Origin of the sequence: Rhizobium sp. BR 314 (assembly GCF_047445805.1) — a bacterium.
In the GTDB taxonomy this organism is placed as follows: Bacteria; Pseudomonadota; Alphaproteobacteria; order Rhizobiales; family Rhizobiaceae; genus Rhizobium; species Rhizobium lusitanum_B.
In genome coordinates, this window is the sequence record NZ_JARWLA010000040.1 from 34,753 (window position 1) to 51,199 (window position 16,447).

General features: G+C 58.4%; 13 protein-coding genes. 5 read left to right on the plus strand and 8 right to left on the minus strand.

What is annotated here, in order from left to right; translation table 11 throughout:
* The first annotated feature begins 73 nt into the window (after positions 1 to 73).
* The 5 genes from QD461_RS31260 to QD461_RS31280 all read left to right on the plus strand — a co-directional run bounded on the left by QD461_RS31260 (position 74) and on the right by QD461_RS31280 (position 4,250).
* Positions 74 to 1,057 carry an amino acid ABC transporter permease gene (locus QD461_RS31260; protein ID WP_414091009.1) on the plus strand — a complete coding sequence of 328 codons (984 nt, stop codon included), beginning with the start codon at positions 74 to 76 and terminating at the stop codon, positions 1,055 to 1,057.
* Between the two features lie 29 nt (positions 1,058 to 1,086).
* Positions 1,087 to 1,881: an amino acid ABC transporter ATP-binding protein gene (locus QD461_RS31265; protein ID WP_414091034.1), complete on the plus strand. Its 795-nt coding sequence runs from the start codon at positions 1,087 to 1,089 to the stop codon at positions 1,879 to 1,881.
* 45 nt (positions 1,882 to 1,926) lie between these two features.
* Positions 1,927 to 2,442 carry a MarR family winged helix-turn-helix transcriptional regulator gene (locus QD461_RS31270; protein ID WP_414091010.1) on the plus strand — a complete coding sequence of 172 codons (516 nt, stop codon included), beginning with the start codon at positions 1,927 to 1,929 and terminating at the stop codon, positions 2,440 to 2,442.
* 41 nt (positions 2,443 to 2,483) lie between these two features.
* Positions 2,484 to 3,620, plus strand: coding sequence for a pyridoxal phosphate-dependent aminotransferase (locus tag QD461_RS31275; RefSeq protein WP_414091011.1), 1,137 nt, complete (start codon positions 2,484 to 2,486; stop codon positions 3,618 to 3,620).
* Positions 3,621 to 4,064: 444 nt separating this feature from the next.
* A complete protein-coding gene (locus QD461_RS31280; protein ID WP_414091012.1) occupies positions 4,065 to 4,250 on the plus strand; it encodes a hypothetical protein in 186 nt (61 codons plus the stop codon).
* Positions 4,251 to 4,613: 363 nt separating this feature from the next.
* Here the strand turns inward: QD461_RS31280 and QD461_RS31285 are convergent, their stop codons facing one another.
* The 8 genes from QD461_RS31285 to QD461_RS31320 all read right to left on the minus strand — a co-directional run bounded on the left by QD461_RS31285 (position 4,614) and on the right by QD461_RS31320 (position 16,431).
* On the minus strand, positions 4,614 to 5,561 hold the full coding sequence (locus QD461_RS31285) for an ABC transporter substrate-binding protein (RefSeq protein WP_414091013.1): 948 nt from the start codon (positions 5,559 to 5,561) through the stop codon (positions 4,614 to 4,616).
* A 186-nt stretch (positions 5,562 to 5,747) separates the two neighbouring features.
* Positions 5,748 to 6,485, minus strand: coding sequence for an acetamidase/formamidase family protein (locus QD461_RS31290; protein WP_414091035.1), 738 nt, complete (start codon positions 6,483 to 6,485; stop codon positions 5,748 to 5,750).
* Between the two features lie 550 nt (positions 6,486 to 7,035).
* Positions 7,036 to 7,734, minus strand: coding sequence for an isochorismatase family protein (locus QD461_RS31295; protein WP_414091014.1), 699 nt, complete (start codon positions 7,732 to 7,734; stop codon positions 7,036 to 7,038).
* A 264-nt stretch (positions 7,735 to 7,998) separates the two neighbouring features.
* Positions 7,999 to 8,298 (minus strand): hypothetical protein, encoded by a 300-nt coding sequence (locus QD461_RS31300; protein WP_414091015.1) that lies wholly within the window; start codon positions 8,296 to 8,298, stop codon positions 7,999 to 8,001.
* Entirely contained in the window at positions 8,295 to 10,112 is a 1,818-nt protein-coding gene (locus tag QD461_RS31305; RefSeq protein ID WP_414091016.1) for a hydantoinase B/oxoprolinase family protein, read from the minus strand. Before QD461_RS31305 ends, QD461_RS31300 begins: the two co-directional genes overlap by 4 nt.
* 40 nt (positions 10,113 to 10,152) lie before the next feature.
* Positions 10,153 to 12,279: a hydantoinase/oxoprolinase family protein gene (locus tag QD461_RS31310; RefSeq protein ID WP_414091017.1), complete on the minus strand. Its 2,127-nt coding sequence runs from the start codon at positions 12,277 to 12,279 to the stop codon at positions 10,153 to 10,155.
* A gap of 271 nt (positions 12,280 to 12,550) precedes the next feature.
* On the minus strand, positions 12,551 to 13,072 hold the full coding sequence (locus QD461_RS31315) for a (2Fe-2S)-binding protein (protein ID WP_414091018.1): 522 nt from the start codon (positions 13,070 to 13,072) through the stop codon (positions 12,551 to 12,553).
* Positions 13,069 to 16,431 (minus strand): molybdopterin cofactor-binding domain-containing protein, encoded by a 3,363-nt coding sequence (locus tag QD461_RS31320; RefSeq protein ID WP_414091019.1) that lies wholly within the window; start codon positions 16,429 to 16,431, stop codon positions 13,069 to 13,071. Before QD461_RS31320 ends, QD461_RS31315 begins: the two co-directional genes overlap by 4 nt.
* Between the last annotated feature and the right edge of the window lie 16 nt (positions 16,432 to 16,447).

Sequence of the window (16,447 nt, forward strand, 5' to 3'; positions counted from 1 at the left end):
TGGGCGTGAACTTCGCTTCGTCATTCGGCTTTGCTGTTTTGCGGAGCGCTGTCGTCAGATCTTGGAGGTAGTTGTGCAGGCAGCCAGCAAAGGGAGAGTGCATTTGATGCATGGATCGGACACAGCCACATTGGCCGCCTCTCTACCTCGTCTCGACGGATCGGAAAGCGTTGTTCCCGTTCGACACATCGGACGCTGGGTGTCCGCCGCCCTCGTCGTGTTTCTGGGCGGGGGATATCTTTATCTCTTGGCGACCAGCAGAAACATGCGCTGGGACGTGACATACGCCTATCTATTTCATCCGGCTGTTATGAACGGGCTATGGCTAACAATCCAACTCACAGTGGCCTCTATGGCGCTGGCGATCGTGACCGGCGGCGTGCTTGGATCCATGCGGCTCTCACAAAACCCGGTGTTGCAATGGGTGAGTGGCGCTACGGTCTGGTTCCTCCGTGGTACGCCGCTACTGGTGCAGCTACTGTTCTGGTATTTCCTCGCTTCACTATTCCCGATGATCAGCCTGTCGGTACCCTTTGGACCAACTTTGTTTGCAGTTGATACCAACAGTCTGATCGACCAGTTTGGGGCAGCCATACTTGGCCTTGGATTGAACGAGGGCGCATACATGGCTGAGATCTATCGCGCTGGCATCCTGTCGGTCGATGGCGGGCAGACTGAGGCCGCGCAGTCCGTGGGAATGTCCCGCGGCCGACTGATGCGCCGGATCATCATCCCGCAGGCAATGCGATTTATCATACCGCCCACCGGCAATGCGACGATCTCGATGCTCAAGACTACGTCAGTCGTGCTTATAATCGGTTTGCCCGATCTGCTGACATCCGTCCAATTGATCTATGCTCGCAATTTCCAACAGATACCGCTCCTGGCTGTCGCCTGCTTTTGGTATCTGGTCTGCACCACCGCGTTAACAATCCTGCAAATTCAACTTGAACGACATTACGCCCGCGGCACAAAAGACGCGAACGGCCTTCGATTGCCGCGTCTAATCTGGTTGCTGTTGAAAAGCGGACGTGCCTCTAAGGAGAATGGTCTGTGAACGTAATAACGGAATCCGCAGCCACTATAATGGACCTTACCCCGATGGTGATCGCTCGTGGGGTTGAGAAATCGTTTGGAGCGCTTAAGGTCCTGCACGGTATCGATCTAGACGTCATGCCAGGCCAAGCGGTCTGTCTGATTGGGCCGTCTGGTTCGGGCAAGACCACCTTTTTGCGCTGCATCAACATGCTGGAGAATATCGATCGGGGCCTGCTCGCGGTCGATGGAGAGCATGTCGGTTATCGCATCGGCAAGCAGGGTCGGCTATGCGCGTTGAACGAGACGGAGGTTTGCCGGCAACGACGCAATATCGGCATGGTCTTTCAACGTTTCAACCTGTTTCAACATATGACCGCGCTTGAGAACATTATTGAGGGGCCGGTCGGGGTATTGAAGGAAAGCAAGGCCGCCGCGCGAGATCATGCGATGGATCTCCTGAAGAAGGTAGGCTTGGCGCATAAGGCAAATGCATTTCCCGCAGAGCTGTCGGGAGGGCAACAACAGCGCGTCGCGATTGCGCGGGCACTCGCTATGCGCCCCAAACTTATTCTTTTCGATGAGCCAACCTCGGCGCTGGATCCTGAACTTGTGGGCGAAGTGCTTGACGTCATGCGCAAGCTCGCGCACAGCGGCATGACCATGGTTATCGTCACCCACGAGATTGCATTTGCCCGAGACATTGCAGACATTGTCGTTTTCATGGATGGCGGATGCGTCGTCGAGAGTGGGCCGCCGGCCGAGGTGTTGGGGAATCCCAGAAATGAGCGAACGAGAAAGTTCCTGCAAAGTGTGCGGGGTACGAGCGATGCCCGCGCAAGCTAGCACGTCCAGCCTTGGCCACGTATCAAAAGAGTTACAAGGAGCATTATGGCCGAGGATAAGATAAACATGCCCGTCGATGATGGCACCGGGGAGCAGTCCTTTGAGCTGACAAGGAATGTCAACTACCTGTTGCGGCGCGCCCACACGCGTGCGGATCGGCTGTTCGACCAGGCCATGCAGAATGTCGGTATCACTCCGCGTCAGGCTGCGGTCCTCTATGGTGTCAGACGCTGCGAAGGTGGAAGCATCAGTGACTTGACGTCGTTGACCGGCATGGACCGAGGGACTCTCTCCGAAATGGTGCCTCGGTTGATGAAGCGCGGCCTGTTGGAAAAAAGGCTAGCCAAAGACGATGGCCGTGCAATGGCGCTCTATCTGACGAGGGAAGGGGCGGAGCTGGTGGATCTTGTGATCGCGCAAACCTCGGCCTTGCAAGCCCAGGTGCTGGAGCCGTTGCCCCGGGAGTACCACGAGCTCTTCATCAAAATGCTCTCGTTGCTGATTGGGCTCACTGTCGAGACCCAAAGCAGAACGAAGTGGGCGGACGACGCGGGCATCTGAAAAAGCCGAGCAGTTCATCAAAGTATATGGGAGGAACGGAAATGGAATTACCGTTGGTGGCTCGAACGCGTCCACAATCGGGCGTGCGAAAGATGATGGAAATGACCTGGGGGCGGACCGATGTGGTCCATCTGGAGGTCGGGGAGCCGGGCTTCGATACGCCCGATCATGTCATAGCCGCTGCAGCTAAGGCAGCACGGGACGGCAAGACGAAATATTCCCCAACACCCGGTCTGCCGGAATTGCGGGAGGCGGCGGCTGCAAAGATCCGCACGGTCAACGGCATAAACTGCCAGACGTCCGAGGTGTTGGTCTCGAACGGTGGAGCAAACGCCCTTTTCGCAGTTTTGGGTACCGTGCTTGGCACCGGCGATTCTGTTCTGTTGCCGAACCCGGGCTGGTCCAACTTCACCATGATGGCGAAGGCATTCGGTGCAAACCCGCGCTATTACGATCTCAAAATTGACAACCGCTACCAGCCCGACATGGATCAGCTTGAGGCATTGGTCGACTCCTCCACGCGGGCGCTGATGCTGAACTCGCCTTCCAACCCGCTCGGTACCGTGATGGATCGCAAGCAGGCCGAGGAACTCTTTGCGTTTGCCGAAAAGCACGATCTTTGGATCATCTCGGATGAATGCTACGACCAAATCGACTTTTCCGGTCGACATGTCAGCATCGGATCGCTCGAGGCCAGTCCCGAACGCGTGATCTCCGTGTTCAGTTTCTCCAAGGTCTACGCGATGACCGGCTGGCGCGTCGGTTATGCGGCGCTGCCAAAGCAAGTCGTGAACCCGATGCTGGGGCTTCTGCAACCCAGCGTCATGTGCGTGAATACGCCTTCTCAATACGGTGCGCTCGCAGCGCTCGAAGGATCTCAGGATTACCTAACATCCTGGCGGGACGGCTACCGCTGCAATCGCGATCTTGTGCTTAAGCGTATCGCCGGGTCACGATATTCGGCGATGACACCCGACGGAGGTTTCTACGTCTGGCTGGATGTGTCTGATTTCGGTCAGACATCCGAGGCTTTCGCCTTGCGTCTGCTTGAACAGTGCAATGTGGTGGTTACGCCAGGCACCGCGTTTGGAACCAATGGGGAAGGTTATGTGCGCCTATCGCTCGCAACAACAGCCAAGCAACTTGAGCTTGGACTGGACCGATTGCTGCAGGCTTAGGGCAACTTGACCGCCCGCCAGTTGCGGTAACGGCGCCGAACTGGATCCATTCAGCATCACGCATACCTTCGGGTATGCGTTTTGTTATGACGGTTGTCGGGTTTTTCGTACATGTTCCACGGACTTCGGTATCGCGGACAATTCGGGGACATTTCAGCTAGCGAACCACTGCGCATGTGTTTCCGGAGAGAGCTTATTGTTCCACCCGCAACCGCAGGCAACCAACAGTTCTCGGTATCGACGTCGCAGCTCCAGATGGAGTTTCTGCGGGAGCTTACGCGGCACGGTCTGGGTGAGCTCACTATTTGCGATCCGCAGGAAGGCATCTGGGCGGTTTCTGAGGCGCTTTCCACCGCAGGCTAGGTTGCAGCTTTCACGTTGCGCGCAATGCCCACGCTCATACCTGCAGGAGTGGCTGCTGCGCGGTGTCAGACTTCCGTAGTGATGAGCTTTGCCCAGAACCCGCTCGAAGCCGTCGTCGAAAAGTTGTGCACCGCAGCCGATCAGATCGCGTCGAAAGCGCGGAGGTTCGCTGCTCTCGTGGGTGCTGCCGAGGAAGATGTCCTTGCCGGCTTGGCTATTGCCAAGGAGGACGAGACAGAGTTTCGCAGTAGTAGCGTGATTGGGTGATCATATGGAGAAATCAGGCAAATGACCGCGGCGGTCGGCATCGTTGCAAAGGACGATACTATCTCAGGGCTTCTCGGCGTGTTGCTTTCGAACAGAACCACGAGCGTGGCTATACAGTGCTTGCACTGCATGACGCTGCAAATCATTGAAATAATGAGGATGATCCCTTGATCAACTATCCAGCTGCAAGTTGGCCCGCTCGCAGGTTTGTCGAGATAATTCGGCGACCAACAGAACTACAACAATATCGAGAAGACTATCTGAAACTGTTGGAGCAAGCCGCTCAAAAATTGCAAAAATCCCGAGATGGAGACGCATTCCGAGCGCCGGGAAGGCACCAAAATGCGTCGTCCACGTGCGCGATTACTTGCCGAAAGCGATATCAACAGCGGAAGGTGGCGGCGGATAGGCTGAGGCAGGTGAGCCTACAGGCGTCACAGCTGCTGCATCAGCCGCGCGGAAACCCAGTCCCCACTTGGCGAGGATCGCCTTGTAGGTCCCGTCTTTGATAAGCTTGTCCAGGGCTGCGCCCATTACCTTTGCAAAACCGGTGTTCTCACCGGCAATAGCAATGCCGTACGGTATGTCGGGATATTGTGGGCCCGTTACCTGGAGCCGCCCTTCGGACAATTTCGCCATATAGACGAGCGGCGAGGAGTCGGCATAGGTTGCGTCGGCGCGGCCGGTCGTCACTGCCTGGAAGACAGAATCGGAATTATCGATCGTGTCGATGTGGATGGCATTCTTACCCTGTTTGACACATCTGTCCGATACATGCTCGATCACCTGATTGTAGAGTGAGCCTTTCAGCTCGATCATGTTGATCCCGCAGATATCGGTAAGGCTATTGATGTTTTTTGGGTTTCCGGCCCGCACGAGAAGCTGGGCGCCCGTGTTCTCGTAGACGATGAAGTTGACCTTGGCGCCACGCTCGAAAGTAACGCTCATCGCTGCAATGGCCATGTCGAAGCGCCCGGCTTCCAGGCCTGGAATAATCGAGTCGAAAGCGGTGTTGGTGAATTCAACCCGTTCGCCAACGACGGCGCCAAGCGCGTTGCCGAGATCGACCGAGAGGCCTTGCGGCGTCTTTCCGTCATCACCATAGAACTGCTGCGGCGCATAACCAAAGGTCGAAACCACCCTGAGTACGCCACGATCCCTGACAGCCTGAGGCAATTGAGCATGCAGGCTCTCATCTTTGGCGGGCGTGGGGATATCCTCCGCTCGAGCTGGTACGGCAACCAGCACAGCAATGCTTAGCGCGCCGGCAATCCCCTGCGCCAGTTTGGGTATTCCGAAATGAATGGTCATGACTTTCCTCCTCCTTGTTAATGAGCACACCGTATTCACTGAAGATTCAACGCGACTACGTCTTATGAGGTCGAGGCAGATTGAACGTGCAGGAGGCGCTTGAGCCTCCTCCATCGCAAAAAAATCGGGTAGCGAGAAGAACTATTTCATGGCGCGGAGGCACAGGCTTCCAGCGCGTCGTTCGGGTTAGAAAAGCAGCCCTTTGCGAAGCATGCCGTGCACACCCTTTTGGCCGTTGACGGTCTGGGTCACGCGGAAATCAACGGCGAAGGAGCAACTCATATAGGCCTCGGCGGGTGCCCAGCCAGTTCGTTCGCAAATGAAGTCGATCATATCGTCCAATGCATCTCGCATTGCAGCGTCGAGATCTTCCTGCATACCCATTGTCAGATAATGCGTCGGTGTTTCGGCGCGCGGGAATTTCAGTTTTGGAGCATCGATGCCACCGCCCTTGTGCAGGATGAAGGTAAAGGTACCGTCGAGAGACGTCTCCAGCGCTGTTCCGCAAACCTCGCCGTCGCCCTGTATGCCGTGCCCGTCGCCGACCATAAAATTTGCCCCTGGAACCCAGACCGGCAGAAATAACGTGCTTCCCTCGACCAGTTCTCGGTTGTCCATGTTACCGCCAAAGTCTCGCGGCTCTTTTGTCGACAATACGCCGTAGTTTGTACGGGGGCCGGTTGCCATTATTCCGAAGAACGGGGAGAGCGGCAGTTCCGGTCCCCATGGCAATGCGCAGGTTCGCTTTTCGATGTCGATCGGAATGAAGCGAAGGTCACCAGACTGAAACTTTCCAGGCAACGTGCCGCCCAGTGGACTGAATAGACAGAATCCCCAGTCCATGCTGGGTTCGATTCTATCGATGCGGATCTCCAACATGTCACCCGGCTCGGCGCCCTCGATGGCAACGGGGCCACTGATCATATGCGGTCCCAATCCAGGTGCGACGGCGCCAAGCACTGACCTCACTGCCGGCGGAATTTGGTACCCCAGCTCAGCTGGCGGATTGATAATCTCATGACCGGAGAGGGTTTGGATCTTCACCGTATCTCCCGATCTAACGGTGAGTACGGGCGGGAAGCGGCCATCGAGCGTGCCGCGGCGGATTGTTTCTGGACTTGCGGCGAGATGGTGGATGGTCAAGGAACGGCCTCCGTCTGTTGATCAGATTGTGTTGCACCTGTGTTTTCATGTCAATAAGGAAATGATGTTTCTGTATTGAATATATGTAGTACGCATCGCAAAATACAAATATTATGTTTATTTTGAAGGGGTATATCTGAGTTAATATAAATTATACGACGCTTATTGGATGGGGGCGTGTGCCAACAGCTTCAACAACTGCGTTGCCCGGGACAGGACCGCAGGCGGTCATTGCGCTGGGCGCTGTGAATGAATCCGACCTTGGCGCCTCTCCAAACGGAGCGAGTTCGGAATTTCGGTGCCAAGATCACGTACTTGAGGACGGCAAGCCTCAGGCGACGCTCTTCGACGCCTCAATCAGCGCCAAAACCTCGTCAACGCTGTACACGTCGCCGAATTGCTGGATCATGTTTTCCAGTGCTGACTGATGTTCTCGATCCGACAGCGCTGCGGTGCCGTCGGAAATAATCACCGGTCGGAAATCCAGCATCATCGCATCGCGAGCAGTCGACTCGCAGCAAATATTGGTTTTCGTGCCGACGATCAGCAAGTTGCGGATACCGATGCTGCGCAGCACTCGCTCCAGGTGCGAGCTACCGGGGGTGAAAGCCGAATAGCGGTTCTTGATCATCTGTATGTCTGCTGGTTCGACAATCAGCCCTTGCGCAACGCGCTGGCCGGGAGCATCGGGTGCCATGGATTCAAGCGTACGAATCTGGATTTGATCGGCAACGAAATGGTCGATGAAATTCGACCATTCGCTGCCGCCGTTCCATTTGCGGATGGCGTGGGTGACCCAGATTACCTCGCCTCCAAGTTTGCGCATTCCGGCGTTCAAGCGATTGATCGGCTCTATGATGCCGCGCGATAGCGGCACTTCGGCGGGTGCACCTTCGTCGCAGAAGGTACCCTGCATATCGATCACGACGACCGCGGTTTCCGATGGCACCATATGTTGGAATACATGCAGCTTGCCGCGGCGTTTTATGACGCGATCTATGATCTCCTGACGAATGCCGACACTGTGCATATGTTATCTCCTTGGTATTAGATCAGAAACCCAAAGCATCCGAGAACGCCTGTAGTGTGTGGTTTTCTCTTTTCGTGAGGTCCACTGAAGGGCAGATCGGCGCATTTGATTTAACGGGGTTGCTACAAAGGCAGCTCTGAGTGTTGAAGAACTGCGTTTCCGGGAATATCCAGGCAGCGAGCTTTGCAATCGTGAGGGCGCCGTGAGCGGTTTGCCTTAGTCCAGCTGAAGCCGAAGGGACTGCCTGAGTTTTCCCCGAATGGCTCACGATAGGACCAGCGCGTCCACCAGCATCTGTTCGCCGCGCTCGCTTGTTTCCGTATCCAGCAGCTCGGCGCAGTTTGGACAGCAGAAATGTCTGAGGAACACGCCAGGAAGCGCTGTATCATAGCCACCGCCAGGAATGTCGGCTAAGGCCACCTCGGCAACGATAGTGCCTGTTTTCCAATGCGCGCCTGCCGCTCCGAGCGGAGTGTCACATGCCACGCAATATGCCTGTCCGATCCCGCCCGACGCCTCGATCGCCACTGTAGGCAGAATGAAACTATTGTATTTCCTGCTCATTTTGCAACTCCACTGCTCAACCGGATTTTGCGGAGCTCCGAGCGCCGCGCCGTGGTGGCGACCAAATCGACACCGGAAGCGGCACTGACCACGCCGTAGATGTCGCGAGCAGCTTCGTCGCTGATTTGGCCGGTCTCGACATCCCGATGGACCAGGGACGGGTCGCGTCGCAACGGATCGCCATAGCCGCCGCCGCCATTCCAGCGCAGATACATCGCTTCGCCTTCATTCAGCTGGGATAAGCCCCAGGAGATTGGCTGCCGCTCGCCTGCCATTTCTTCCAGACTGCGCGCGGTCAGATGCGCCGCCGCGCCGGGCTCAGCTTTGCCAATGCGAATGTAGCGGTTGGGTACCCCCGGATAGCCGCCGGCAAGACCGTCCGACATCGGATGCCTCGCTCCCTTGCCGGAAATGACGAAGCCCATGCCACCGTCGAGCGAACGATGCGGAACGAACGCCATCTCGCCTCCGGTCCCGCCGCGATATTCGCCCGGACCGCCGCTGTCTTTTGCGCGCCGGCGAAACAGATAGAGGATCGGGAAGGAGCCTTCCGTCGTTTCGACATTGGCCATGCGTGAGATCGGGTTCGGCATCTCGCCGCCGATATCCACACCATCGGCGAAGCTGCGTGCGCCGCCTGAGCCGGCGAAAGTTTCGGTCAGGATGTCGATGGCATACTGGCCCTTGCGGTTACGGCCGAACATGAAGATTGCAAAGTGATTGGCATGCCAGATGGCGCTGGCCTCGCTACGATATTTTTCAGAGGCCGACAGCATCTTCCCGATGGTGGCGCAGGCGGCATTGTTGACCGATTGTATCGCCCCGACCGTGGCAACGGAAACAGGCGCAGGCCGGATGCAGTTCACGATCGTGCCCTCGGGCGCGATCATCTTGACCGGGCGGATCGCACCCTCGTTCCACGTTATATCATGGCACAGCAGCGGAAAGAGCGGCGCGAAGAGGCCACCAAGGGAAGCCCATTTCGTGCAATTGATCGCGTTGCGGCTTTGCGGGTCGGAGCCGGAGAAATCGAATAGCAACTCGTCGCCCGTCTTGGTCATGGTCAGCCGGACGCAGGCCGTTTCGCCATTGACGTCGATGTATTGGCGCGACTGCCAGCTGCCATCGGGCAATTCGGTAAGGCGGGCGCGAAACTGGCGCTCGGACTGCTCGATCAATTCGGCACCGGCCTCGTCGACCAGATCTGCACCATACTTGGCGATCAACGCCCCCATCCTTTCGCGGGCGACGTTGTTGCAGGCAATCATCGAACGCAGGTCGAGCGATACCATTTCGGGAGAGCGGACCATATTCAGGATTGTGTCCAGCACGTCCTGCTGTATCTCGCCGCGGCTGACCAGCCGGATGCCGGGGCTGGAGAAACCTTCGGTATAGATATCGCGTGAGTCCGGACTGAAGCCGCCCGGGTTCATTGCCCCGATGTCGCTGACATGGACAAAGCAGGCCGACCAGGCCACCAGCTTGCCCGCGTGGTGGATGGGAGAGACCAGGTAGACGTCCGAGGTATGCAACGCCGCCGTATAGGGGTCGTTCAGCAGGAAGACGTCGCCCTCATGGATGTCTGCTTTGAAGCGGCGGATGACCGCCTTGCAGGCCTCGGCGGCGCTAGTCAGATGGTGCAGGAAGCCAACGCCCCCCATCAGGAGCGTGCCGTCCGCACGGTAGAGCGAGACCATGAGGTCATGGCCCTCGTTGGTGATAGCGGTGCCCGACACGTGTTTCAGCGTGATCACCGCCTCGTCGATGATCCGGAACAGCCGGTGCCGAATGATCGAGAAAGTCATCGGATCCATCGAGATCCCTCCCTTATGTTCAGCGTAAATTGCGATTGCGTCAGGCTTCATAGGTCACCACGATGTTTCGCCAGCAATCCATTCGCGCCTTGTGACCCTTGTGCAGCGCAATGGTGGTGATTGGCGTGTGGATGACGGCAGGACCGAAAAGCTCGTTGCCGGGCTTAAGTTCGGTGAACCGATAAATCCGACCGGTGGTCATCCGGCCCGAGGTGGCGTCGAAGATACGTCGTTCGCCCATCAATGCCTTAGAAGGATCGGCGGGGCCTTCCTCCTCTCGTGGCAAGGTCGGGCGCGGCATCAGCCCGCGTGCTGTCAGCCGGAACTGGGTCATCTCGATCCCAGCTTCGCGGAAGGCCGAACCCTTTCCGAACTTGCGCTCGTAAAGCGCCTCGAAGTCATTAATCAGACGGGCAACGCCGGCGTCATCCAGAGGCGTTTGCGCTGAAACCGGAGTCGTCACCTGATGGACCTGGCGGCTGTAGCGCAGGTCGACCGCCCAATCGAGCTGTACGCGGTCCTTCCGTACCCCTTCCGAAGTGAGCTGTGCGAAGGCCCGTTCCTCCATCGGAGCGAAGATCGTGTTGATCTCGGCCGCCGTGGCATTTCCGGCGAGTGTCTGCGTCACCGTATATTCATGAGCGATGTCTGCCGACACCAGCCCGAAGGCGCAGTTGACGGAAGCGGTATAGGGGATCACCACCTTGCGGACCGAAAGCTCTTCGCCGAAGGCTGCCGCCAGCATACCGCAGGTGCCGCCAAAGGAATGTAGTACAAAGTCACGCGGATCGAGACCCCGCTCCACGGTTATCTCGCGGATCAGGTCGGTGATCTGTGCGCTGGCGATGCGGTAGATGCCGATGGCAGCCTCATCAATCGACATGCGCAATGGATCGGCGACCTTTTGACGGAACAACCGCTCGGCCTTTTCCCCGTCCAAGGTGATCGAGCCGCTTAAAAACTGGCCAGGGTCCATGTAACCGATCAGCAGCATGACATCGGTCAGCGTTGGCTCCTCACCGCCTAGTCCATAGCAAATTGGGCCAGGGCGTGAGCCGGCACTTTGGGGACCGACCATCGGCAGCCGGGTTGCCGGGTCGACCGAGATGATCGAGCCGCCGCCTGCGCCGATCGAAACCACCTCGATCTTCGGCGCCACATAGTGGAAGCGATCCACCATTGGCTCGCGAGCATATTCCAGCTGACCGTTCTGGATGACGCCGACCTTGAAGGTGGTGCCACCCATGTCGGCGGCGATCACGTCGCCGTCGCCCATCAGGTCGCCCAGGAAGCGGGCGCCGATCACGCCGGCGGCCGGGCCGGATTCAACAAGCCCAACGGCGCGATTGGCTGCCTCGCTGGCGGGGAGTAGACCGCCATAGCCCTGCATCACCATGATTTGGCCGTTGTAGCCCTTGCTACCCAACAAGGTCTGCAGATCCGTCAGATAGGCATGGGCGATCTTGCCGGAATAAGCGTTGATCACGGCCGTGGACGAGCGTTCGTATTCGCCTGGAACCGGCGCGATGTCCGAGGACAAGGTCACATAGGTGCCTGGCGCTACGCGCTCGGCGATCTCCCGGATGCGAGTCTCGTGCTCTGGATGAAGGAAGGACCACAGCAAAGCAACTGCAATCGCCTCGACGCCCTTTTCTTGGACGAGGCTGCGGATGCCGGCCTCGACGGCGGCTTCGTCCAGAGGCAGCACGACGTCGCCACTGCTGTCGACACGCTCCCGGATGCCTACCACCGCATCGCGCGAGACCAGAGGATCGGCGCGTTCGGTCTTGACCGGGTGCTTTATCTTCTCTTCCGTCAGGCCTGCCCAGCGGCCGTAAGCGCCGCGAGTGACATGCAGCGTGTCCTCGAAACCCTCGGTGATGAGCAGGCCGGTTTTCGAACCGTCTCGCGTCAGTACCGCGTTGTCGACAACGGTCGAGCCATGAATGAAAAGATGCGTTTGCGCGAGAAGTTGTTCGAGCGTCAGGCCCATGGGCTTGGCTGCGGTTGCGATGGAGTTCATCACGCCATCCGCAAAATCAGGCGGGGTCGATAGCGCCTTTCCGATATGAATGACGCCATCGCTGCCGAACACGATGGTATCCGTGCATGTGCCTCCTACATCCGTTGCCACTAGGTATCGGACGGCTTTGGTATCGTCGAGCATAGGCTGACTGTCCTTCTCTGCTTGGTTGTCTCGTGCGGTCCGAAAACCGCTACCGTACGAATATGCTGATCATCCGCCCCGCTGCGGCGGCGCGTGTCTGCGAGTGCTCCTTTGGGTCGTGCTGAAATCCCCGCAGCGAGCTCATTCCTTGCCGAATTTCTTCCCTGTCGCGAGCTGGCTCCGGCGCGTCTTGTAAGGTCTTCTGGAGCGCCGGATCATCGAATTGGCTCGTCACTCCCGATCAATTTGGACCTCCAACTCCACGATGCACTCAATTCTCAATCTCGCTCATCGCCGTCATCACCGCGCTCGGCGCTTGGCGGAGCCTTCGAGCAAGGGCCTGCACCGCGTCGCTCATCAGCGCGCCGGCGATGCCGCAGTATCCAGTGCACCGGCATATGTTTCCGTTCATCTGCTCTCGCAGCCAATGCTCGTCGTTCAGCCTATCCAACGGTGCTTCGATCAGGAGGCCGGCGGCGCGCATTATTTGTCCGGGCGTGCAGAAGCCGCATTGGAAACCGCCGTGGTCTGCGAATGCCTGTCTAAGGGGGGTAAAGCGGTCGTCCAGCCCCTCGATTGTGCATACCGGGGCCTGAACCCGGCTTGCCAGCAGAATGCAGGCTTGCATCGGCTGACCGCCGACCAGGACTGTGCAAGAGCCACATTCGCCGACGCCGCAGCCTTGTTTAGTGCCGGTTAGAGCAAGCTGGTTGCGCAGGACGTCGATCAGGCGCGTCGCGCCCGTCACGGCCACCTCCCGGTTCTGTCCATTGACCGTCAAATGCATGATCATGCCAGCTCCATTCCGACCAAGTCTCTGGACAGAAGATCCTCAAGCATGTCGCCCACAGCGAACGCCTTCCAGTGATTGTCTGACAACGGATGCGTGCTCCCGAGCCACCTGCAGATGCTCTCTTTGATCAACGCGCGGGTCGGGCGACGTCCGTTCAGGCTGCGCTCGATGCTGCGGACACGCTGAGGCACCGAGGACACGCCGCCCAACACCACTCGAAGATCCGACAGGCGGTCCTCGGTGCCGACGTTTGCCGAAACGCAGGCCGTCGCGACGGCAAAAGCACCCTGCGCGAGAGCCAGCTTGCGATAGACCGAACGGCGGCGAAGTGCCTCCGCCGGAATCTCGATGGCGCTAATCAATTCTCCCGGCTTCAGGCGGGTTTCACCCGGTCCGCGATAGAGACGATCAACGTCGAGAGGACGTATCTCGCCGGCTCGCCGGATTTCCAATCTTGCATCGAGCGCGACCAACGTCGTCGCAAGGTCCGACGGTGTAACCGCCTGACACCGATGCGCATCCTGAACGGCATGATAATAGCGATGGTCGCCCATCACGGCATAACAGGGACGTGTCGCGCCGCCTCGCTTGTAACAGTCGAAGCCGTTTCGAAAGAACCAGCAGCGCTTTGTCTGACACAAATTGCCGCCGACTGTCGCAATCCGGCGGATCTGCGGCGTGGCGATCAAGGCCGCCGTGCTGTTTAGTGCTGCGCCACAGGACTTGCTTGTTGCAAGGTCGGCAAGCGTTACCATAGATCCGATGCGCAGCGAGCCCTCGGTTCGCAGTTCAATCCCTCTTAATTCGCTGAGCCCGCATACATCGACGAGTAGCTCTCCCGGCAACGGCAAGCCCTGCGTTTCGAGCGCGAGCAGATCGGTCCCGCCGGCAATCGGCGCAGAATTACCTTCGAGATTCAACAGGTCCAACGCCTGGCCTAACGTGTCAGCCGATCGGACGCCCTCGATTGCAAGCGCGGCTCGGGGGCCACCGAGCCTTTCTGCAAGCCGACGCAGGCTTTTGTGCAAGCCTCGCGGATAGGCCGTCCGTACACCCTCGACCCACCACCGACCAGGTCGGGTGGCAATCGAGCCCGCACGCAACGGCTTGCCGTCGCGCTGCCGCGCTGCCATCACGATCTGGTCGGGCGTATGTGGTGCGCTTCGAAGCCGAAGCCCCGTCGCGTGCGCGATCGCATTGCTGACCGCCGGCCCGATCGTGATTAATGGGATCTCCCCCAATCCTTTCGATCCATATGGCCCCACCTTGTCGGTGACATCGACAAAAATAGTCTCGACCGCTGGCGCTTCGATGAAGCGAGGCAACATGTAGTCGACATAACTAGAGTTGACGACCCGTCCCTCTTCGAAGATCAGACTTTCACCGAGCACGGCGCCAAGCCCCATGACGACGCCGCCCTCAACCTGTCCCCTTGCGCTGATGGGGTTCAGGATCGTGCCGGAATCATGGGCCGCCACCACCTTCAACACTCTCACCAAACCCGTCTTTTCATCGACCTCGACTTCAACCGCATGAGCAGCAAAGGAATAGGTCGGCGAGATATCCTCGTAGCCGTGAGGATCGGCGTCGTGGAACTGTCCGGCATAGTCGGTCTTCATTGAATAGAGTTCGGCCGCCCCGCCGGCGAGCAGTGCCAGTTCCCCAAGCTGGATGACATGGTTTCCCTTGCGGATCTCGCCGTTTGTCCATTCGACTTCGCCGCCGCCAAAATGGGCTGAGGCGAGAGCGGATAGATCGGAGCGAACTTTGCCTGCAAGTGTCTGTGCGGCATTGACCGCGACGAAGCTGCCGCGCGAGGCTCCCGCACCCGCATCGTGCGGGGTTACCAAAGTGTCGGTTGTGATGATGGAGATCTGGTCCATCGGCAGATTGAGGATGGTGGCAACCGTCTGGCAGATGAGCGTCTTCTGCCCGGTTCCGGAATCGCCACAGCCCGAACGGATCGTCACATGGCCATTCCTATCGATGTCGAGCGCGCAGGAGGAACGCAACATATAGTCGCGCGATAATGCTGTGACGTGAATTGTGCAGGCGACACCTACACCACGACCCTTGCCGCCCTGCTGGCGCTTCTCGTCCCAGTCTATTCCCTTGCGGACGGCCTCAAGGCACCGGCGCAGGCCGGAGGATTTGATCTGCCAACCGGTAACGGAGATCTCGTCTTCGTCGCCGACAGCATTGGCCAGCCGAAAATCTATGGGGTCGATGCCGGCCTTTCCTGCTAATTCGTCGATTGCACATTCGAGTGCCCAATTGATTGCGTAGCCGCCCGCGCCACGAAATGAGGACGCCGGGACCTTGTTGGTGTAGACGCATCGTCCTTCGGCTTGATAGCCAAGCCAGCGATAGGATGATCCGAGCGCGATCGAGCCGTAGGCCATCTCACCCGGTCCGGCTTGATTGTAGGCGCCATTGTCCACATCGAACTTCGCAGCGAGTGTAGTGACTTTTCCTGCGGCATCGCAGCCAAGCTCAAGATCGATTTCCCAGGAAAGTCGCCATTTAGTAAATGCGAACTCCTCGGGCCGTGATTGATGGAGCGCCACTGGCCGCGCCGTCGCTAAACTGAGCGCGCAGACGAGGGCTTCGGTGCTGGAAATTTGGGTTCGACCGCCGAAGTCGCCTCCTATGGCCAGTTCATGCAAGCGCACCGATGCCGGTTCTAGTCCGAAAAGTTGTGCGAGATCACGCTGTATCAGTCGAGGATTCTGTGACGGCGCCCAAACGTGCAGGCAGCCTTCTTCGGCGATCCAATGCGCCTTTACGGTATGCGGCTCCATTGTCGCGTGGGTTTGCCGCGCGGAGGTGAACGACGCTGTGACAGAATGGGATGGAGTGGGGATGTCTTGTATCGGCAGGCCGAACGTGCGGCGCACGTGGGACGCAATATTGGTTGTATCGGTATGGGGGTGGATGGCAGGTGCTAAGGGCGAGAGGGCCTTGGTTACCGTGTCCGCAACAGGAAGATGTTGATAGCGGATGTCGATCAGTTCAAGCGCATGTCGCGCGATCGCCACATCGTCGGCCGCGATCAATGCAACAGGCTCGCCAACATGACGAACGAGGCCATCGGCCAAAATCCTGCGATCACGGTCGGGAACACGATAGTCCAGGTAGAGACTCTCCGGAAGATCCGCCGCGGTGAGCACCGCGTGAACGCCTGGCAGGGCACGGGCGCGGGATGTATCGATAGAGATGATCCTTGCGTGAGGATGCGGGCTTCGAAGGACCGCGGCCGCAAGTTCGCCTTGGAGATGAAGATCAGCGGCGTAAATGGCAGATCCATCGGTGATGGCCTCCCAGTCGACATGCCGTGTCCTTGTTCCGATACCAGTCATGGCCGATACTCTCAAA